This window comes from Promicromonospora xylanilytica (assembly GCF_054782895.1).
Genome location: NZ_BAAGRP010000073.1, coordinates 60,817 through 78,593, shown reverse-complemented (window position 1 = coordinate 78,593; position 17,777 = coordinate 60,817). Strand labels below are relative to the sequence as shown.

Genomic DNA, 17,777 nt, shown 5'->3' with positions numbered 1-17,777 from the left:
CGCTCCGCGCCGCCGTGGTGGCAGCCGCGCCGCCGAGTCGGTCACGTGTCCTGGTTCACGGGTTCGGCGCGCAACACCCGTGCGTGACGCGACCAGCGCCCGCGCGCGAGGCAGCAGGCGCGCGAGGCACCCACGCGCGAGGCAGCAGGCGCGCGAGACACCCGCGGGCGAGGCGGCAGGCGGGTGAGGCAGGATGAGTCCCCGTGACAGCACGGGAACTGACGCGACGTACCGAGGTGCGCTCCGGCGTGGTGCAGTGGTTCGACGGCGCAGCACGCGACCTGCCCTGGCGCGCGCCCGACCGGACGCCGTGGGGCGTGCTGGTCAGCGAGGTCATGCTGCAGCAGACCCCGGTCGTCCGGGTCGAGCCGGCCTGGCGCGCATGGCTGGAGCAGTGGCCGACGCCGGCGGACCTGGCGCAGGCGCCGACCGCCGACGTCCTGCGGGCCTGGGGCCGGCTCGGCTACCCGCGCCGTGCGCTGCGGCTCCAGGAGTGCGCCCGGACGATCGTCGAGCGACACGGCGGCGTCGTGCCCCGCACCGACGCCGAGCTCCGGGCCCTGCCCGGCGTCGGCGAGTACACAGCCGCGGCGGTGCTGGCGTTCGCCTACGGGAAGCGGTCGGTGGTCGTCGACACCAACGTGCGCCGCGTGCTGGCGCGTGTCGTCGGCGGGACGGCTCTGCCCGCGCCGTCGTACACCGCGGCGGAGCGCGCCCTCGCGACGGCTCTGGTGCCGGACACCGACGCCGACGCCGCCCGCTGGGCCGCCGCGTCGATGGAGCTGGGGGCCCTGGTCTGCACCGCGAAGGCACCCAGGTGCGGCGCCTGCCCGGTGGCCGGGCTGTGCGCGTGGCGCCAGGCCGGATCGCCCCCGGACGCCCACGCCGACCAGCGTCGTACCCAGGCGTGGGCGGGTACCGACCGGCAGGCACGCGGCCGGGTCATGGCGGAGCTCCGGCAGGCCGCGGAACCGGTGGACCGCGCACTGCTCGCGAGCCTGTGGCACGACCCGCCGCAGCTCGACCGCGCGATCGCCGGTCTGGTCGAGGACGGCCTGGCGGAGCAGGACGACGCAGGCCGTCTCCACCTCCCCCGCTGAGCCCTCGCTGTGGGCTCAGAGCTCCAGGAGCATGCGGGAGTTTCCCAGCGTGTTGGGCTTCACCCGCGCCAGGTCGAGGAACTCGGCCACACCCTCGTCGTAGGAGCGCAGGAGCTCCGCGTACACCTCGTGGGTCACCGGCGTGCCGTCGATCTCCCGGAAGCCGTGCGCCGCGAAGAAGTCGACCTCGAACGTCAGGCAGAACACCCGGCGCAGCCCGAGGGCCCGCGCTCGCTGGATCAGCGCCTCGAGCAACGCGTGACCCACCCTGCGGCCGCGCCAGTCGCGGTGGACCGCCAGCGTGCGCACCTCGGCGAGGTCGTCCCACATGACGTGGAGCGCCCCGCAGCCGACGGCGACGTCGTCTGCCGCGGCCGGGTCGGTCGCGACCAGGAACTCCTGGACCGCCTCGAAGTAACCGACCATCTCGTACGGCCGGAGGATCCGCTCCTGGCTGAGCGGCTCGACGAGGTCGCGGATCGTGCGCACGTCGGCCGGGAGCGCTGGGCGGATCACGGGCGCGATCGGCGCCTCGGGTGTCGTCACGGCGACACACTACGACCGGCACCCCGCGCGGCGCCCGGCCGCCACACCTGACGGGCATCTCCGGCGGGAACACCAGACGAAACGTATGGTGAATCGGAAAGTGAGCAAGAGAACCTCTCAACACACCCTGACCCACAGGGCAAAGGTCTTGCCAAGTCAAGGAATGCGTGGTGAGTTTGGCGCATGGCATCCACACGCCTGACCGCAGACGCGAGGACGCAAGCGCTGGCCGCACTCGAGGCCAGCGTCAGCCCCTCGGCAGAGCTCGATGTACTGGTGATAGGGGGCGGCGTCACCGGCGCCGGCATAGCGCTGGACGCGGTCACGCGTGGCTTGTCGACGGCGATCGTCGAGGCGCAGGACTGGGCGCAGGGCACGTCGAGCCGCAGCAGCAAGCTGGTCCACGGCGGACTGCGATACCTGCAGATGCTGGACTTCGAGCTGGTCCACGAGGCACTCACCGAACGTGACCTCCTGCTCCGGGACCTCGCACCGCACCTGGTGCGACCGGTCCCGTTCTTGTATCCGCTGGAGCACCGGGTCTGGGAGCGCGCCTACGTGGGCGCCGGCATCGCGATGTACGACGTGCTCGCGACCCTCACGCCGGGCCGCCGGCCGATGCCGTTCCACCGGCACCTGAGCAAGAACCAGATGGAGGCCAAGTTCCCGGACCTGGCGCACGACGCCGCCGTCGGCGCCGTCCAGTACTGGGACGCGTCGGTCGACGACGCCCGGCTGGTGGCCACCGTCATCCGCACCGCCGCGAGCTACGGCGCGCACGCCGCGAGCCGCACCCAGGTGGTGGACCTGACGCAGGGCGCGACGGGCGCGGTCAACGGTGCGGTGATCGTGGACCTGGAGACCGGCAAGGAGATCACCGTGCGGGCCCGCTCGGTCATCAACGCGACCGGCGTGTGGACGGAGGACACCGAGGCGCTCGCCGGCTCGGAGGGCGGGCTGCACGTGCTCGCCAGCAAGGGCGTGCACCTCGTCGTCCCGCGGGAACGCATCCGCGGCCATGCCGGGCTGATCCTCCAGACGGAGAAGTCGGTGCTGTTCGTCATCCCGTGGAGCCGGTACTGGATCATCGGCACCACGGACACGCCGTGGGACCTCGACCCGACCCATCCGGTCGCCACGAGCGCCGACATCGACTACGTGCTCGACCATGCCAACGCCGTGCTGGCGCACCCCCTGACGCGGGAAGACATCATCGGCACCTACGCGGGCCTGCGTCCGCTGCTGCAGCCGGGCACCAAGGCGGGTACGAGCAGCGCGAAGGTCAGCCGTGAGCACACCGTCGCCTCGCCGACGCCGGGCCTCACCGTGATCGCGGGCGGCAAGCTGACGACCTACCGGATCATGGCCAAGGACGCCGTCGACTTCGCGATCGGGCAGCGCTCGGCGGCCCTCCCGTCGATCACCCACCAGATCCCGCTCACGGGCGCCGTCGGGCTGCGAGCCGTGCAGCGTCAGGCGCGCACGTGGGGCAAGCGGTTCGGCTGGTCCCCGCCACTGCTCGACCACCTGCTGCACCGGTACGGTGCCAACCTCGCCGAGATCGTCGAGCTGTGCGACGCCGACCCCTCGCTCGCCCGGCCGCTCGAGCACGCCGCCGCCTACCTGCGTGCCGAGGTGCACTACGCCGTGAGCCACGAGGGTGCGCTCCATCTCGAGGACGTGCTCGCGCACCGCACGCGGCTCGTCTACGAGGTCGCGGACCGCGGTACCGAGGCCGCCGAGGAGGTCGCGTCCGTCGTCGGACCGTTGCTCGGCTGGGACGCCTCCGACACGGAGCGCGAGGTGCGCGCCTGGCAGGCGCGGATCGAGGCCGAACGGAACGCGGAGGAAGCCCCCGACGACGAGGCCGCCGAGCGGGCGCGCCTGACCACCCCCGACGTAGCGACCATGCAGCCGCTCCGAAACTAAGGAAGCCAAGGACGTCAGCACTGGACTGCCGGCGCGCTCCCCCAGCGGGGCCGCCGGCGACACCCCTGTACGCCGACAGTGCGGTCGGCAGAAAGCGAGTCAGCGATGAACGCATTCACGGACATCATGCTGCCGGAGTTCCTCGGCACCATGATCCTGATCCTCGGTGGTGCCGGCGTCGTGGCCAACGCCATCCTGCCGAGGACGAAGGGCTTCAACGGCGGGTGGTTGCTCATCAACTTCGGGTGGGGCCTCGCGGTCTTCGCCGGTGTGTACGTCGCGTTCAAGTCCGGCGGGCACATCAACCCCGCCGTGACGCTCGGCATCCTGTCCAGCGGGGCCGAGGAGTTCGCCGAGGGCGTCCCGGCCTCCTTCGGCAACATGCTCCTGTACTGGGTGGCGCAGCTCGCCGGTGCCTTCGTGGGTGCCGTCCTGGCGTACCTCGCGCACAAGAAGCACTTCGACCAGGACGCCGAGCCGGCCGTCAAGCTCGGCGTCTTCTCCACCGGCCCCGAGATCCGCTCGTACACGTGGAACTTCGTCACCGAGGTCATCGCCACGTTCATGCTGGTCTTCGTGATCCTGTCGTTCGGCAACTGGCCGGGGGACATCGGGCCGCTGGCCGCCGCCCTCCTGGTGGTCGGGATCGGCGCGAGCCTCGGTGGCCCCACGGGGTACGCCATCAACCCGGCTCGTGACTTCGGGCCGCGCATCGCACACTTCGTCCTGCCCATCCCGGGCAAGGGCTCCAGCGACTGGGCGTACTCGTGGGTGCCGGTGCTCGGGCCGCTCGTGGGTGGCACGATCGGTGGTCTGCTCGCCGCAGCGGTCTTCTGATCCGACACGGACCTCGACACCGACAGAGACAAGGGAGTCAAGACCGATGGCTGACTACGTACTCGCGATCGACCAGGGCACGACGAGCTCCCGGGCGATCGTCTTCAACCACGCCGGGACCATCGTGTCCAGCGGCCAGATCGAGCACGACCAGATCTTCCCGAAGGCCGGGTGGGTGGAGCACAAGCCGGACCAGATCTGGGACAACACCCGCCAGGTGGTGGGTCTCGCCCTGACCAGGGCGAACATCAACCACAGCGACCTCGCCGCCGTGGGTATCACCAACCAGCGCGAGACCACCGTGGTGTGGGACAAGACGACCGGCAAGCCGGTCTACAACGCGATCGTGTGGCAGGACACCCGTACCCAGGCCATCGTTGACGAGCTCGGCGGGTCCGACGGCCCGGACAAGTACAAGGCGATCGTCGGCCTGCCGCTCGCCACGTACTTCTCCGGCCCCAAGGTCAAGTGGATCCTCGACAACGTCGAGGGGACGCGCGAGGCCGCCGAGCGCGGCGACCTGCTGTTCGGCAACACGGACGCCTGGATCCTGTGGAACATGACCGGCGGGGTCGACGGCGGCGTCCACGTCACCGACGTCACGAACGCGTCGCGCACCATGCTCATGGACCTCGACACCCTGTCGTGGCGCGAGGACATCGCGGCGGACATGGGCATCCCGATGTCGATGCTCCCCGAGATCCGCTCCTCCTCCGAGGTGTACGGCAAGGGCCGCCCCCGCGGCATGGTGCCCGGCGTGCCGATCGCGGGCATCCTCGGCGACCAGCAGGCCGCCACGTTCGGGCAGGCCTGCTTCGAGGTCGGTACCGCGAAGAACACGTACGGCACCGGCAACTTCATGCTGCTCAACACGGGCACGGAGAAGGTGCCGTCCGAGAACGGCCTGCTCACCACGGTCTGCTACAAGATCGGCGACGCCGCCCCCGTCTACGCGCTCGAAGGGTCCATCGCCGTCACCGGGTCACTGGTCCAGTGGCTCCGCGACAACCTCGGGCTGTTCACCGACGCGCCCGACGTCGAATGGCTCGCGCGCAAGGTCGAGGACAACGGCGGCGCCTACTTCGTCCCCGCGTTCTCCGGTCTGTTCGCGCCGTACTGGCGGCCCGACGCGCGCGGCGCGCTCGTCGGCCTGACCCGGTACGTCAACCGCAACCACATCGCGCGGGCGGCCCTCGAGGCCACGGCGTACCAGACCCGCGAGGTCATGGACGCCATGCGTGCCGACTCCGGCGTGGAGCTCACCGAGCTCAAGGTCGACGGCGGCATGATCGCCAACGAGCTGCTCATGCAGTTCCAGGCCGACCAGCTCGGCGTACCCGTCGTCCGGCCGGTCGTCGCGGAGACCACGGCGCTCGGCGCCGCCTACGCGGCGGGCATCGCGGTCGGCTTCTGGAAGGGCGAGTCCGACGTCATCGCGAACTGGGCGGAGGACCGGCGGTGGGAGCCCGCCATGGAGCAGGACGAGCGGGAGCGGCTGTACCGGAGCTGGAAGAAGGCAGTGACGAAGACGTTCGACTGGGTGGACTCGGACATCGGCTGATCCTCCGGCGTGTCGGACGCACAGGTCACTGGAGTGACCTGTGCGTCTGACGTCGGATCAGGGGCTCGGATCAGGGGGCGAGGAAGCGGCGCGCCGTGTCGACAAGGGTCGCCTTCTCGGCGTGGGCCGTGAAGGTCTCCTCCTCCGCTATGCGGCCCAGGAACCCGTCCGTCAGCAGGTAGAGCCACGAGGTGATCCGGTCAGGGGTGAGATCGGTCCTGATCTCCCCCGCCCGCTGCGCCTTCTCGACCCAAGCGAGGAGCAGGTCGCGCTGCGCCCGTGTGTCCTCCTCCAGCGCCGCTGCGACCTCGGGCATCCGCATGACGCCGGCCACCGCCCGGACGAAGCCCGGCATCCGGGGTTCCGCCGCGTCGTCGGCGCCCTTCGCCACGATGTCGAGGAGCACGCCGAGCGGGTCGCTACGGTCCGCGTAGAGCCCCGCGGCCTCCCGCGCCTCGGCCGTACCGAGCGCGAGGATCGCGAGCAGCAGGTCCAGCTTGGTCGGGAAGTAATGGAAGAACGTGCCCGACCCGATGCCCGCGCGTCGGCAGATCTCGGCGGTGGTGGCACCGTCGTAGCCACGTTCGGCGAAGACCGTCAGGGCCGCGTCGATGATGACGAGCCGGCGCGCCTCGTGGCGCGCCGGGTCAACGGTCCGCGGCACGTGCGCCCTGGCCGGCCGACGTGGCCCGGCGCACCTGGATCCGGTCGTCCCGGATCCGGGCCACCAGGCCCAGCGCGGCCAGGTCCGCGTCCGCCTTGCGGCGGGCGACCGCGTCCTTGCGCTCCTCGAGCCGACGGCGGAGCGCCTCGTGCTCGACCGTCGTGAACCCGGGCCGACCGTCGACCCAGCGTTCGAACTGCTGCTCGTACGGGTCCTCGTCCCGCCACGACCAGTGATGCCGGTCGAGCGCACCCCGGACCTCGGCCCGGGGCAGGGTGTCGATGTCGAGCCGGGCGCGCAGGCCGCCGTCGGGCCGCAGGAGCACCAGGTCGTCCTTGTCCCGGAACGCCGCGCCGACGTCGGACCGCTCGATCCACACCTCGCGCTCCTCCTGTGCGTGCTCGAGGTGGTCGTCCGCGACGGTCAGGCGAGGCGCCTCACCGACCGTCATGAACGCGACGAAGGCTCCGCCCACCAGGCCGAGCCCGCCCAGGATCCCCAGCGACCACTCCAGCGGGAGCGTGCCGATCAGCCGGAGCACGCCGGGCGACGGCAGCGGCGTCGCCTCGATCAGGCCGACCAGACCCCGGGCCAGTGCGGGCGCGAACCAGCCCAGCACGAGGCCGAGCGCGAGCGTGCCCGCACCGAGCAGAGCAGGGAGTGCGGGCGGCTGGCGCACCTCGGTGGTCGTCATGGGTCAATTATTAGAGTAGCTACTCCATTAATGCAACGGTGGGCCGTCGTCGCCGACCAGCTGCTGGATCATCCGAGGCACACGTTTCTCCAGGGCGCGCCACACGAGCTCGTCGTCCACACCGTCGTGGACGTGCGCGATCAGGTTGCGCATTCCCTTGAGGGCCGGCCAGCCGACCTCGGGGTGCTGTTCCTTGAACTGCTCCGGGAGCCGTTCGGCAACCGTCGCGATGTTCAGGACGATGTGTTCACCGAAGCCTCTGCTCCGCTGACCGTCGAACGTCCGGGCCATATAGGCCTCGTGCCCCTCGGTGACCAGCTGGCGCGCCTGCTCCCCGAAACGCGCCAGGTCGGCCAAGTACCGGGCGGCCTTCCCGCGATCGGCCGCTCCACCCTCCTGCGCCGACGGGGTGACATCGCTCGTCACAACGGCACCGCCTCCGCCGCCGCACGTGCGGCAGCGGGCCCGTGCGCGTCGTCCGGAACCACGTCGACGTGCACACCGAGCACTTCCTCCAGCGCCTCGGTGAGCATGGCCTTGTCGAAGATGTCGAAGTCCGCACCCCCTTGTTGAAGGATCCGCGCACACCGATAGCGTGAGCCCGTGCCCATCAGCTACACGCTCCCCGGTGTCCACATCACCGACCACTCCGTCGACGTCCCCCTCGACTGGACCCAGCCCGACGGCTCCCCGACCATCTCGGTGTTCGCGCGCGAGCTCGTCGACCCGGCCCGTCGCACGGAGGACCTGCCCCTCCTCGTCTTCCTGCAGGGCGGCCCCGGTGGCAAGGGTCCGCGTCCGACCGGCCCGGACGGCTGGGTCGGCACGGCACTGAAGCGCTTTCGCGTGGTGCTGCTGGACCAGCGCGGCACCGGGCGGTCCAGCGCCGTCCGCGCCGCGACCCTCCAGGACGTCGGCACGCCCGAGGAGCAGGCGGAGTACCTCGCGCACTTCCGCGCGGACAACATCGTGCGCGATGCGGAGCACGTGCGGAAGACGCTCTTCGACGGCCGTCGCTGGACATCGCTGGGCCAGTCGTACGGCGGGTTCATCACGATGACGTACCTGTCGTTCGCGCCGGAGGGACTGAACGCGAGCCTCGTCACCGGCGGCCTGCCCGGCCTCACGGCGTCGGCCCGCGAGGTGTACGAGCGCACCCAGCCTCGCGTGGTCGCCAAGAACGAGCAGTTCCGTGCGCGCTACCCGCACGTGGTGAGGACGCTCGGCCGCATCGCCGACCGGCTCTCCGCCGGTGGGGTGACCGAACCAGGTGGCGACACCCTGACCACCCGCCGGTTCCAGACGCTCGGCCAGGACTTCGGCATGCAGCCCGGCTTCGACCGCGTCCACTGGATCGTCGACGAGGCGTTCGACTCCCCGCACGGCGGCCCGCTGAGCGACACGTTCCTCGCCACGGTCGCCGCGGAGACGTCGTTCGCGACCAACCCGCTCTACGCGCTGCTGCACGAGTCCATCTACGCCCAGTCCCACACCGGGCCGACGGCGTGGGCCGCCCAGTCCGTGCGCGACGCCGACCCGGCGTTCGCCGAGGACGCCCGTCCGCTGCTGATGACCGGCGAGATGATCTACCCCTGGATGTTCGCCGAGATCAGGGCGCTGCGACCGTTCGAGGCCGCCGCGGACGCCCTCGCGGCACGCCAGGACTGGCGTGACCTGTACGACCTGCACCGCCTCGCCGAGAACGAGGTGCCGGTCGAGGCGGCGGTGTACTTCGACGACATGTTCGTGGACTCGTCACTCTCGCTGGAGACGGCGGCCCACGTGGGCAACGTCGCACCGTGGGTCACCAACGAGTTCGAGCACGACGGCCTGCGCCTCGGCGACGTGCTGCCCAAGCTGCTGGAGCGCCTGGACGCCCGGGGCGGCCCGCTGCGCGGCTGAGGCTCGTGCCCGGCGCCGACCGCGCCGGCACGACTCACCGTGCGGTGGACGGCGGTCCCACGTCTCCGGGTTCGCCACCGAACACCAGTGCCCGCAGGACCGTCTCGGCGACCTCGCGGCCATCGACGTTGCGGTGCCCGGATGCCGACTTGAGGATCTGCCGGGCCTGGCTCTCGTCGCACTGGTTGGTGTGCATGATGGCGCCGACTGCCCGCTCCGTGACGATGCTGTCGGACATCGTGCGGTACAGGCCGACAGTCTGGTCCTCGAGCTTCGCGACCTCCAGGCGCAGGCGGACCGCCGACGCCGTCAGCTGGGCGTAGGAGTCGGCTGCGGTGAGCAGCTCCGGGGTCCAGGGATCGACGGAGCGGGCGTACAGGTTGAGGGCGATCGCGACGCCGGGCTCCACGAGCGCGGGGACGGCGACCGCCGACACGAAGCCCTCGTCGACCACCTGCTGCTTCCACGCCGCCCAGCGGGTCTCCTCCCCGATGTCGGCGACCACCTGGGCATGCAGCTGGTCCATGGCGTCGATGCACGGCCCGACACCGGTGAGGGCCTCGACCCGGTCGCAGCGCCCGGCGGCATCGCTGTTGCTGCCGGCGCGGACGGCGAGGCCGTGCTCGCGCATCGTGATGCTGACCTCGAGGCCGCGGCCGAGCAGCGTGGCGGCTCGAACAGCGAACTCGTACGGATAGTTCGAGAAGCGCACGGCCTGTCCCCTCTGGCCGGCCGTGTCGGCGAAAGCAGCCCAACATGTCGACGCGTCCAGCCGTCTCGACGGGATCGGGCGGAGAGCCGCCCTAGATCACCTCACGGTACGTGAACATCGTCGACGTAGCGACGGGACTCAGGCACGCAGAGCCGGGATGGACGCCACCACGTACCCGTCGACCTCGACCACGTCTCCCGCGACCAGATCCGGCTTGCCCACCGGGACGCAGAGCGTGACCTGGAAGCCGTCGGTCTGCACGCGCGCCGCGGTGAAGCCCTGGCCGGTACGGCCGACGGCGCGCTGCTCGACCGCGAGCACCACACCGGTCAGGTGGGCCACCGCGTCGGTCGACACGGCGTAGGCACCGGTGGGCTCGAAGACCAGGCCGGGCGCGGCACCGTCGGCCTGCCCGATCACCTGGGTCGAGTTGCCCAGCACGACGATGGACGCCGGCCCCTCGACCGGCGGAGTCGCCGCGCCGAGCAGGGAGAGCTCCTCGAGCTGACACGCGATCTCGGTGATGACCTCGTCCTGGTCGTTCACAAGCTCCGCGAGCACGAGCCCGCCGTCGACGGACTGCGGCTCGGAGATCACGGCGCCGGGCGCGGCGTAGAACGTGGGCGTGACGACGCGGACCAGGTCGCCCTCGGTGGTGATGATCAGCCGGGCACCGGACACGTCGGTCCAGATGTGCACGCCGACCTCGCCGTCCTTGGCGATGGTCTCCGCCTCGGAGCGGGCCGCCGCCACCATGTCGCGAAAGTCGCTACGCCGCCAGACGTCCAGTCCGATACAAGCCAGGTTCGATGCCACGGTTGACTACGCTAACCCGGCATCCGCCAGGATCGCGCGATACGCCGTGAACCGTCATTCGGGCGCATGCTTGTCCAGGAACGCGTAGACCTCCGCGTCGTCCACGCCGGGAAACGCGCCGCGTGGCAGGGCCGCGAGGATCTGCTGGTGCATGCGCCCGGACGGCCAGGCCTCGCCGGACCAGCGCTCCGTGAGCTCCGGCGCGGGCCGCTGGCAGCATGCCGGGTCGGGGCACGCGGAGCTGCGCCGCACCTGGGTGTCCCGCCCCCGGAACCACTTGGCGTGGGCGTAGGGCACGCCGACGGTGATCGAGAAGGCGCCCGAACCGCCGTCCGGCCCGCCCGACGGCGACATGGAGCCCGTCTGGGTCGAGCACCAGAACGTCCCCGCCGGTGTGTCGGTGTACTGGTAGAACTCCGTGGCCCGGTCGCGCCGTTCGAAGGCCTCGCGTGCCGCCCACCGCCGGCAGATGAGCTGTCCCTCGATGGCCCCCGTGACGTCCTGCGGGAACGGCAGGCCGTCGTTCGCGTAGCCGCGGAACAGGGCGCCGTCCGCCCCCACCCGCAGAAAGTGCAGCGGGATGCCGAGGTGGTGGGTGGCGAGGTTGGTGAGCCGCATCGCGGCGGCCTCGTGCGTGATGCCGAACGCGTCCCGGAAGTCCTCGACGGCAAGGTCACGGTCGCGCTTGCGCGCCTCGAGGAACGGCACGGCCACGAACTGGGGTGCGAGGCAGGCGGCGGCGAAGTACGTGATCTCGACGCGCTGGCGCAGGAACTCGCCGTAGGACCGCGGCCGGTCGTGCTCGAGCACCCGGTGCGCGAGCGCCTGCAGCGCGAGCGACCGGAGCCCGTGCCCGCCGGGGGTGGATGCGGGAGGCAGGTAGATGCGCCCGTTGTGCAGGTCCGTGACGGAGCGGGCGGAGCGCGGCAGGTCGTCCACGTGCAGCAGGGTGAAGCCCATCTGCTCCGCCATCCGCGCCACCGTGCGGTGGGTCAGCGCGCCGCCCGTGTAGCCCGCGTCCTTGACCATCTGCTCCGCGATGGCCTCGAACTGCGGGTAGTGGTTGTCCCGGGCCTCCCGCTCCAGGCGCAGCTCGGTGTTGGCGCGCCGGGCTTCCTCGGGGGTCGCGATGGCGAGCTGCTCGCGCCGGGCCAGCTCCTCGTGCAGGCCGACGAGCTGCTCGAGGACGGGCATCGGCAGCTTCTGGCTGGGTTTGACGGCCGGCACGCCCAGGGTCGTGAAGAGCGGCCCGCGCTGTGCCCGGTCGAGCGCGATCTCCAGCGCGGCGCGGCGCGACGGCGGCTCCGCGCTGAGCAGCTCGCTCATCGGCACGCCCAGCGCCTCCGCGACGGACCGCAGGAGGCCGAGGCGGGGCTCGCGCCGTCCGTTCTCCACGAGAGACAGGAGGCTCGGCGCCGAGCCCACCTTCTCGCCCAGCGCGTCGAGCGTGAGCCCCTGTGTGGTGCGCAGGTGCCGGATGCGGCGGCCCAGCGTGATCAGGTCCGTCTCCCCGCCGATCCCCACGGCGACCTCCTTCGTGGTCGTGGTGCTGCCCGGGACGGGGCAGCAGTTGCCCGCTACTTCACACTACGTGAAGATCTGCGTTTCTTGACAGCCCGTGGACTGGAAATTGGGCCGATCCGCGCATGAAGGTGGAAACAAGCCCGCCACCGTGGCCCGCCGCATGACGATCGGAGCGCACATGTCCGTCCTCGCGAATCCCCGCCGAACCCGGCTCGTCGCCGAGCTCGTCTCGGACCTGACGACCGGCCAGGGCTCCACCACGACGTCCGACGCGACGGCGCAGGCAGCGCCGGCCCGCGCCGAGCACGACGTCCGTGCCTGGGTGGCCGGTGTCGCCGAGCTCACGCAGCCCGACGAGATCGTCTGGTGCGACGGTTCCGCCGACGAGAAGCAGCGCCTCATCGACCAGATGCTGGCGGCGGGCACGCTCGTCGAGCTCAACCAGGAGAAGCGCCCGGGCTCGTACCTGGCGCGCTCCAACCCCGCGGACGTCGCCCGTGTCGAGTCGCGCACGTTCATCTGCTCGGAGGCCGAGGAGGACGCGGGCCCCACCAACAACTGGATGCCTCCGGCCGAGATGCGCACCGAGCTGGAGGGCGTCTTCGAGGGATCCATGAAGGGCCGCACCATGTACGTGGTGCCGTTCTCGATGGGCCCCGTCGGCGGCCCGATCTCGCAGGTCGGCATCGAGATCACCGACTCGCCGTACGTCGTGGTCTCCATGCACGTCATGACCCGCGTCTCGGACGAGATCGTCGAGCTGATCGACGCGGGGCAGCAGTGGGTCCCCGCGGTGCACTCGGTGGGCGCGCCGCTCGCCGACGGCGCGACCGACGTCGCCTGGCCCTGCAACGACACCAAGTACATCGTGCACTTCCCCGAGAGCCGTGAGATCTGGTCGTACGGCTCCGGCTACGGCGGTAACGCCCTGCTGGGCAAGAAGTGCTTCGCGCTGCGGATCGCCTCGGCGATGGCGCGCGACGAGGGCTGGCTCGCCGAGCACATGCTGCTCATCCGCATCACCTCGCCCGAGCAGCGCCAGTACCACCTCGCCGCCGCCTTCCCGAGCGCCTGCGGCAAGACCAACCTCGCGATGCTGCAGCCCACCATCCCGGGCTGGAAGGTCGAGACCCTCGGCGACGACATCGTGTGGATGCGCCCCGGCCCCGACGGCACCCTCCGGGCGATCAACCCGGAAGCCGGCTTCTTCGGCGTGGCGCCGGGTACCGGCATCGACACCAACCCGACTGCCGTCGCCACGTTCGACCGCGACACCATCTTCACGAACGTCGCCCTGACGGACGACGGCGACGTCTGGTGGGAGGGCCTGACGCCCGAGGCGCCGGAGCACCTGATCGACTGGCAGGGCAACGACTGGACGCCTGCCTCCGAGAGCCCCGCCGCGCACCCGAACTCCCGCTTCACCGTGGCCGCCGCCCAGTGCCCCACCATCGCGGACACCTGGGAGGACCCGGCCGGCGTGCCGGTCGACGCCATCGTGTTCGGCGGCCGCCGCGCCACCAACGTGCCGCTGGTCGCGCAGTCGTTCGACTGGGAGCACGGCGTCTTCATGGGCGCCACCATCTCCTCGGAGCGCACCGCCGCGGCGGAGGGCGCCCTCGGCGAGCTGCGTCGTGACCCCTTCGCGATGCTGCCGTTCTGCGGCTACAACATGGCCGACCACTGGGCCCACTGGCTCGAGGTCGGGGCGGGCATCGAGGAGTCGAAGCGTCCGCGGATCTTCCAGGTCAACTGGTTCCGCAAGGGCGAGGACGGCAGCTTCCTGTGGCCGGGCTTCGGCGAGAACTCGCGCGTCATCGAGTGGATCGTCGGTCAGGTCGAGGCGGGTCGGGGCCTGCGTCCCGACACCTCCGTCACGTCTCCGGTCGGCAGCCTGCCCGCCCCGGGCACGCTGAACCTGGACGGCATCGACGTGTCGGACGCCGACATGGTCGCCCTCTTCGACGTCCCGACCGAGCCGTGGCTGGCGGAGGCCGAGCTGACCGAGGAGTTCTTCGCGCAGTTCGGCGACCACACGCCGGCCGCGCTGCGCGCCCAGCTGGACGCTCTCAAGGAGCGCCTGGCCCGCTGACTTCGGGCGGCCGACGGCGCGACACCCACGGGTGGCTCCCGTCGCGCCGTCGGCCGTCCGAACAGACGTCCCCGGCCGGGTTATTGAGGCATCCCGGCCGGGGATCTTCTCTGCCCGCGGTCAGTACCGCATGCGCATCAGGCCCCGGACGTCGTCCAGGGTGCGGTCGGCCAGCTCGTTGGCCCGTGCGTTGCCGCGGGCCAGCACCTCGCTGACGTAGCCGGGCCCCGCGGCCGCGAGCTCGCGACGTCGGGCGCGCAGGGGCCGCAGGCCCTCCACGACGGCCTCGGTCACCACCGCCTTGAGGCGCCCCGCGCCGGCCGGTCCCACCTCGTCCGCGAGCGCCTGCGGCGACGTCCCCGAGAAGTGGGCGCCGATCTGGAGCAGGTTCGCGATCTCGGGCCGGCTCTCGGGCTCGTAGGTGATCACACGGTCGGCGTCGGTCCGCGCGCGCCGGAAGAAGGCCACGGTCTCGTCCTCGCCGGCCCGCAGCTCGAGGGCGTTGCCCCGCGACTTCGACATCTTGGTGCCGTCGTCGCCGAGGACGGTGGGCGACGGGGCGATGAGCGCGTCGGGCTCGGGAAAGTACGGCCGGGCGGCCGAGTAGCGCTGGTTGAAGCGCCGGGCCACCATCCGGGTGGCCTCGAGGTGCGGCAGCTGGTCCTCGCCGACCGGCACGAGGTTGCCGTGGCAGAACAGGATGTCGGCCGCCTGATGGACCGGGTAGGTGAACAGCAGGCCGCTCATCCCCCGGCCACCACGCTCCGCGGCGGCGGCCGCCTCGGCCCTGACCGTGGGGTTGCGCTCCAGCTCTGCGACGGTGACCAGCGACAGGAACGGCAGCAGGAGCTGGTTCAGCGCGGGCACGGCGGAGTGGGTGAAGACGGTGGTGCGCGCCGGATCAACCCCTGCGGCGAGCTGGTCGAGCAGCACCTCGCGGACGGTGGCGGGCAGGTCGCCGGCGCTCTCCCGGTCGGTGATGACCTGGTAGTCGGCGACGATGAGGAACACCTCGACACCCAGGTTCTGCAGGCGTACGCGGTTCGCCACGGTGCCGAGCAGGTGGCCGAGGTGCAGCGCGCCCGTGGGCCGGTCGCCGGTCAGGACGCGGAACTCCGCGGGGTTCCGGGCGATCTGTTCCTCGAGCACGGCGGTGCGTTCCCGGGCCGCGGCGACGGAGCGGGTGGGGGCCGGCCCGGCGGAGGTGGCCGACGGCGACGCGGTCGCCCCGGGCGTGGTGGTGACGGACATGTGGGTTCTCCTTGTTCGGGGAGCTGCCCACGGACGGCGTCGGGCACAGAAAAGTCCCGGGCTGCGGTGAGCAGCTCGGGACGTCTGTGCGGTGGGCGCGTCAGGTCACGGCTGCGAGTGCAGCCGCCACCAGTTGAGCCCGTGCGTCATGCGCTCATGATAGGTGGGGGCGCGAGGCCGGACAAGGACGGTCGACGAAAGTCCGCTTCCAGCATGCAGTGCGGCATGGTCCAGCGCCCCGGAGCAGGCCAGATCACATGGTCGAAGCGGACCAAGCACGATCGCCCGGCGTCGGGCAGCGAGAATGGGGCTGTGCCGCACCAGCCTGACGCCTCCGCGCTGCCCGAGTCCCCGCTCGCCCACGTCGTCTACTTCGAGCCCCGCATCCCCGGTAACACCGGGTCCGCGATCCGGCTCGCGGCGGTCACCGGTGCCCGGCTGCACCTGGTGGAGCCGCTGGGCTTCGACCTGTCGGAGGCCAAGCTGAAGCGTGCGGGCCTCGACTACCACGACCTCGCCGTCATGGACGTGCACCCGTCGCTCGACACGGCGCTCGACGCCCTCCCGGAAGCGCGGGTCTTCGCGTTCACGACCCGCGCGACCACGCGCTTCACCGACGTCGAGTACCGGCCGGGCGACGTGCTGCTGTTCGGTCCGGAGCCCACCGGGCTGCCGCCGGAGGCGCTCGCCCACCCGCGCGTCACCGACGAGCTGCGGATCCCGATGCTGCCCGGGCGACGGTCGCTCAACCTGACCAACGCGGCGTCGATAGCGGTGTACGAGGTGTGGCGCCAGCTGGGCTTCACCGAGGGCGCGTGACGGGCGAGCGACCGCAGAAGTGACATGGCCGCCCTGGCCTGGCGATGTGCCCGGCAGGGCAGAACATCTCCGACCCGTCCGCGGCCGACGGCGGCGTCGGTGAGGCGGTGGGCGGTACCCACGACGTCGGGCACCGCGATGCCCACCTCGCTCACGGACAGCAGGTCACGAGATCCCGAGGTGCACCAGCAAGGCGTCGTCGAGCTCGGCAACCTCATCCGCGGAAAGCTTTCCGACGCGGTTGACCAGGCGGCCATGTCGACCGCACGCACCTGTTCCGCCTGCGCCTTGGAGTCGACGGGCAGCCCTGAGCCCTGCTTCGAGACGAGCACCTGGAACGAGTGGACCCGCGTGACGTTGCTCGTCAGCGGCACGACCGTCAGCACGCCACGCCCGAGCCGACGAGCTGCCGCGTTGTACGCGTCGTTCGACACGATCACGACCGGCCGAACCTTGTTCGTCTCGGACCCGCGGACCGGGTCGAGGTCCGCGTACCAGATCTCACCGCGGTACATCGGGCTCCAGACCGTCGGCCACAGTCGCGTCCCAGACCTGGGCCTCGCCCGAGTCGTACCACTCCGCGATCGCCTGCTCGGCCTCCAGCGTGAGGGTCCCTGAGGCACCGCACGCCGAGCTCATCTCGGCACGGCGGCTACGACAGCAGCCAGGACGCCGACCGGCGCAGCAGCTCCTGGTGACCTTCCGACGCGAACGAGCGGACGTCGTGGCCCAGTGCCGAGTACACGCTGCGGCCCCCGTGGGTCTCGTTGACCCAGAGGACGGGCTGCTCGGCGCCGTCGTCGTCCCGGGTGGTGCCGAGGACGCGGGCGCCCGGTGCCACCCGGAGCAGGCAGTAGCGCTCGTCGAAGGCCTCGACCACGCTCAGGCCGTCCGTGACCGGGTGCCCCTGCGTCAGCTCGAACCGGGCCGGGCCGATCGGCGGGTGCATCGACTCCCCGGGCACCCAGCGCCCCCCGAGCACAGCAGACCAGTCGGGTGCGTCGTAGAACGTGTTCGCGGCCTGGTGCAGGCCCAGCACCGAGCCGCCGGCCCGCGCCCAGGCGGCGAGGCGGTCGTGGACGGCGAGCCAGTCGCCGTCGGAGCCGTCGAACTCCGTGTCACGCCGCCCCGAACCCCCGTTCACGACCAGCAGGTCCACGGTGTCCAGGTCGTCGAGCGCGTCCCGGAAGAGTCCGCGCACCTCGACCTCGCCCAGCCCACCGAGAACCCCGGCGACCGCGTGCGACGTCGCCGCGTGATCGTGCCAGGGGTCCTCGTAACGTCCACGGCCGGCCAGGATGAGGATGCGCTTCGTCGTCACGGTGCGATC

Annotated in this window: 18 protein-coding genes and 1 pseudogene; 7 read left to right on the top strand and 12 right to left on the bottom strand. The window is 71.5% G+C overall.

The window, feature by feature from the left end; translation table 11 throughout:
* Positions 1-203: 203 nt before the first annotated feature.
* Positions 204-1,100 (top strand): HhH-GPD family protein, encoded by an 897-nt coding sequence (locus ACYVK7_RS22350; protein ID WP_460889926.1) that lies wholly within the window; start codon positions 204-206, stop codon positions 1,098-1,100.
* A 15-nt stretch (positions 1,101-1,115) separates the two neighbouring features.
* Here ACYVK7_RS22350 and ACYVK7_RS22345 read toward each other — a convergent pair whose 3' ends face one another.
* Entirely contained in the window at positions 1,116-1,646 is a 531-nt protein-coding gene (locus ACYVK7_RS22345; protein WP_460889925.1) for an amino-acid N-acetyltransferase, read from the bottom strand.
* Positions 1,647-1,829: 183 nt separating this feature from the next.
* Between ACYVK7_RS22345 and ACYVK7_RS22340 the strand changes: the two genes are divergently transcribed.
* From ACYVK7_RS22340 to glpK, 3 genes are all read left to right on the top strand, one after another.
* Positions 1,830-3,575, top strand: coding sequence for a glycerol-3-phosphate dehydrogenase/oxidase (locus ACYVK7_RS22340; protein WP_460889924.1), 1,746 nt, complete (start codon positions 1,830-1,832; stop codon positions 3,573-3,575).
* A 105-nt stretch (positions 3,576-3,680) separates the two neighbouring features.
* Positions 3,681-4,412, top strand: a complete 732-nt coding sequence (locus tag ACYVK7_RS22335) for an MIP/aquaporin family protein (protein ID WP_460889923.1) — start codon at positions 3,681-3,683, stop codon at positions 4,410-4,412.
* A 46-nt stretch (positions 4,413-4,458) separates the two neighbouring features.
* Positions 4,459-5,973 (top strand): glycerol kinase GlpK, encoded by a 1,515-nt coding sequence (glpK, locus tag ACYVK7_RS22330; RefSeq protein WP_460889922.1) that lies wholly within the window; start codon positions 4,459-4,461, stop codon positions 5,971-5,973.
* 70 nt (positions 5,974-6,043) lie between these two features.
* Here glpK and ACYVK7_RS22325 read toward each other — a convergent pair whose 3' ends face one another.
* The 4 genes from ACYVK7_RS22325 to ACYVK7_RS22310 form a co-directional block, all read right to left on the bottom strand.
* Entirely contained in the window at positions 6,044-6,637 is a 594-nt protein-coding gene (locus ACYVK7_RS22325) for a TetR/AcrR family transcriptional regulator (protein ID WP_460889921.1), read from the bottom strand.
* Positions 6,621-7,331, bottom strand: coding sequence for a YqeB family protein (locus ACYVK7_RS22320; protein ID WP_460889920.1), 711 nt, complete (start codon positions 7,329-7,331; stop codon positions 6,621-6,623). Before ACYVK7_RS22320 ends, ACYVK7_RS22325 begins: the two co-directional genes overlap by 17 nt.
* A gap of 27 nt (positions 7,332-7,358) precedes the next feature.
* Complete coding sequence (locus ACYVK7_RS22315) at positions 7,359-7,688, bottom strand: HepT-like ribonuclease domain-containing protein (RefSeq protein WP_460889919.1); 330 nt, start codon at positions 7,686-7,688, stop codon at positions 7,359-7,361.
* 65 nt (positions 7,689-7,753) lie between these two features.
* Positions 7,754-7,942 carry a hypothetical protein gene (locus tag ACYVK7_RS22310; protein WP_460889918.1) on the bottom strand — a complete coding sequence of 63 codons (189 nt, stop codon included), beginning with the start codon at positions 7,940-7,942 and terminating at the stop codon, positions 7,754-7,756.
* Here ACYVK7_RS22310 and ACYVK7_RS22305 point away from each other — a divergent pair.
* On the top strand, positions 7,935-9,233 hold the full coding sequence (locus ACYVK7_RS22305; RefSeq protein WP_460889917.1) for an alpha/beta fold hydrolase: 1,299 nt from the start codon (positions 7,935-7,937) through the stop codon (positions 9,231-9,233). The two genes, ACYVK7_RS22310 and ACYVK7_RS22305, sit on opposite strands and share 8 nt — an antisense overlap.
* A 34-nt stretch (positions 9,234-9,267) precedes the next feature.
* Here the strand turns inward: ACYVK7_RS22305 and ACYVK7_RS22300 are convergent, their stop codons facing one another.
* From ACYVK7_RS22300 to ACYVK7_RS22290, 3 genes are all read right to left on the bottom strand, one after another.
* Positions 9,268-9,945 carry an ANTAR domain-containing protein gene (locus ACYVK7_RS22300; protein WP_460889916.1) on the bottom strand — a complete coding sequence of 226 codons (678 nt, stop codon included), beginning with the start codon at positions 9,943-9,945 and terminating at the stop codon, positions 9,268-9,270.
* A 138-nt stretch (positions 9,946-10,083) separates the two neighbouring features.
* Complete coding sequence (locus ACYVK7_RS22295) at positions 10,084-10,761, bottom strand: hypothetical protein (protein ID WP_460889915.1); 678 nt, start codon at positions 10,759-10,761, stop codon at positions 10,084-10,086.
* A gap of 54 nt (positions 10,762-10,815) precedes the next feature.
* A complete protein-coding gene (locus ACYVK7_RS22290; protein WP_460889914.1) occupies positions 10,816-12,285 on the bottom strand; it encodes a helix-turn-helix domain-containing protein in 1,470 nt (489 codons plus the stop codon).
* A 160-nt stretch (positions 12,286-12,445) separates the two neighbouring features.
* On the opposite strand from ACYVK7_RS22290, the gene ACYVK7_RS22285 reads away from it, so the two are divergent.
* Positions 12,446-14,377 carry a phosphoenolpyruvate carboxykinase (GTP) gene (locus ACYVK7_RS22285; RefSeq protein WP_460889913.1) on the top strand — a complete coding sequence of 644 codons (1,932 nt, stop codon included), beginning with the start codon at positions 12,446-12,448 and terminating at the stop codon, positions 14,375-14,377.
* A 120-nt stretch (positions 14,378-14,497) separates the two neighbouring features.
* Here ACYVK7_RS22285 and trpS read toward each other — a convergent pair whose 3' ends face one another.
* Entirely contained in the window at positions 14,498-15,628 is a 1,131-nt protein-coding gene (gene trpS, locus ACYVK7_RS22280; protein ID WP_460889912.1) for a tryptophan--tRNA ligase, read from the bottom strand.
* A gap of 312 nt (positions 15,629-15,940) precedes the next feature.
* On the opposite strand from trpS, the gene ACYVK7_RS22275 reads away from it, so the two are divergent.
* Positions 15,941-16,447 (top strand): tRNA (cytidine(34)-2'-O)-methyltransferase, encoded by a 507-nt coding sequence (locus tag ACYVK7_RS22275; protein WP_460889911.1) that lies wholly within the window; start codon positions 15,941-15,943, stop codon positions 16,445-16,447.
* Positions 16,448-16,758: 311 nt separating this feature from the next.
* On the opposite strand, the pseudogene ACYVK7_RS22270 reads toward ACYVK7_RS22275, so the two are convergent.
* The 3 genes and pseudogenes from ACYVK7_RS22270 to ACYVK7_RS22260 form a co-directional block, all read right to left on the bottom strand.
* Positions 16,759-16,962: pseudogene (locus ACYVK7_RS22270) on the bottom strand (type II toxin-antitoxin system PemK/MazF family toxin); the annotation flags it as partial.
* Positions 16,949-17,086, bottom strand: coding sequence for a hypothetical protein (locus tag ACYVK7_RS22265; RefSeq protein ID WP_460889910.1), 138 nt, complete (start codon positions 17,084-17,086; stop codon positions 16,949-16,951). The pseudogene ACYVK7_RS22270 and the gene ACYVK7_RS22265, both read right to left, overlap by 14 nt.
* Before the next feature lie 13 nt (positions 17,087-17,099).
* On the bottom strand, positions 17,100-17,768 hold the full coding sequence (locus ACYVK7_RS22260) for a ThuA domain-containing protein (RefSeq protein ID WP_460889909.1): 669 nt from the start codon (positions 17,766-17,768) through the stop codon (positions 17,100-17,102).
* Positions 17,769-17,777: the final 9 nt, after the last annotated feature.

Excerpts from the sequence above, each read along its gene's own strand:
- ACYVK7_RS22340 (WP_460889924.1), top strand. The coding sequence starts at position 1,830 with ATGGCATCCACACGCCTGACCGCAGACGCGAGGACGCAAGCGCTGGCC.
- ACYVK7_RS22335 (WP_460889923.1), top strand. The coding sequence starts at position 3,681 with ATGAACGCATTCACGGACATCATGCTGCCGGAGTTCCTCGGCACCATG.
- glpK (WP_460889922.1), top strand. The coding sequence starts at position 4,459 with ATGGCTGACTACGTACTCGCGATCGACCAGGGCACGACGAGCTCCCGG.
- ACYVK7_RS22320 (WP_460889920.1), bottom strand. The coding sequence starts at position 7,331 with ATGACGACCACCGAGGTGCGCCAGCCGCCCGCACTCCCTGCTCTGCTC.
- ACYVK7_RS22310 (WP_460889918.1), bottom strand. The coding sequence starts at position 7,942 with ATGGGCACGGGCTCACGCTATCGGTGTGCGCGGATCCTTCAACAAGGG.
- ACYVK7_RS22285 (WP_460889913.1), top strand. The coding sequence starts at position 12,446 with ATGACGATCGGAGCGCACATGTCCGTCCTCGCGAATCCCCGCCGAACC.
- trpS (WP_460889912.1), bottom strand. The coding sequence starts at position 15,628 with ATGTCCGTCACCACCACGCCCGGGGCGACCGCGTCGCCGTCGGCCACC.
- ACYVK7_RS22265 (WP_460889910.1), bottom strand. The coding sequence starts at position 17,086 with ATGAGCTCGGCGTGCGGTGCCTCAGGGACCCTCACGCTGGAGGCCGAG.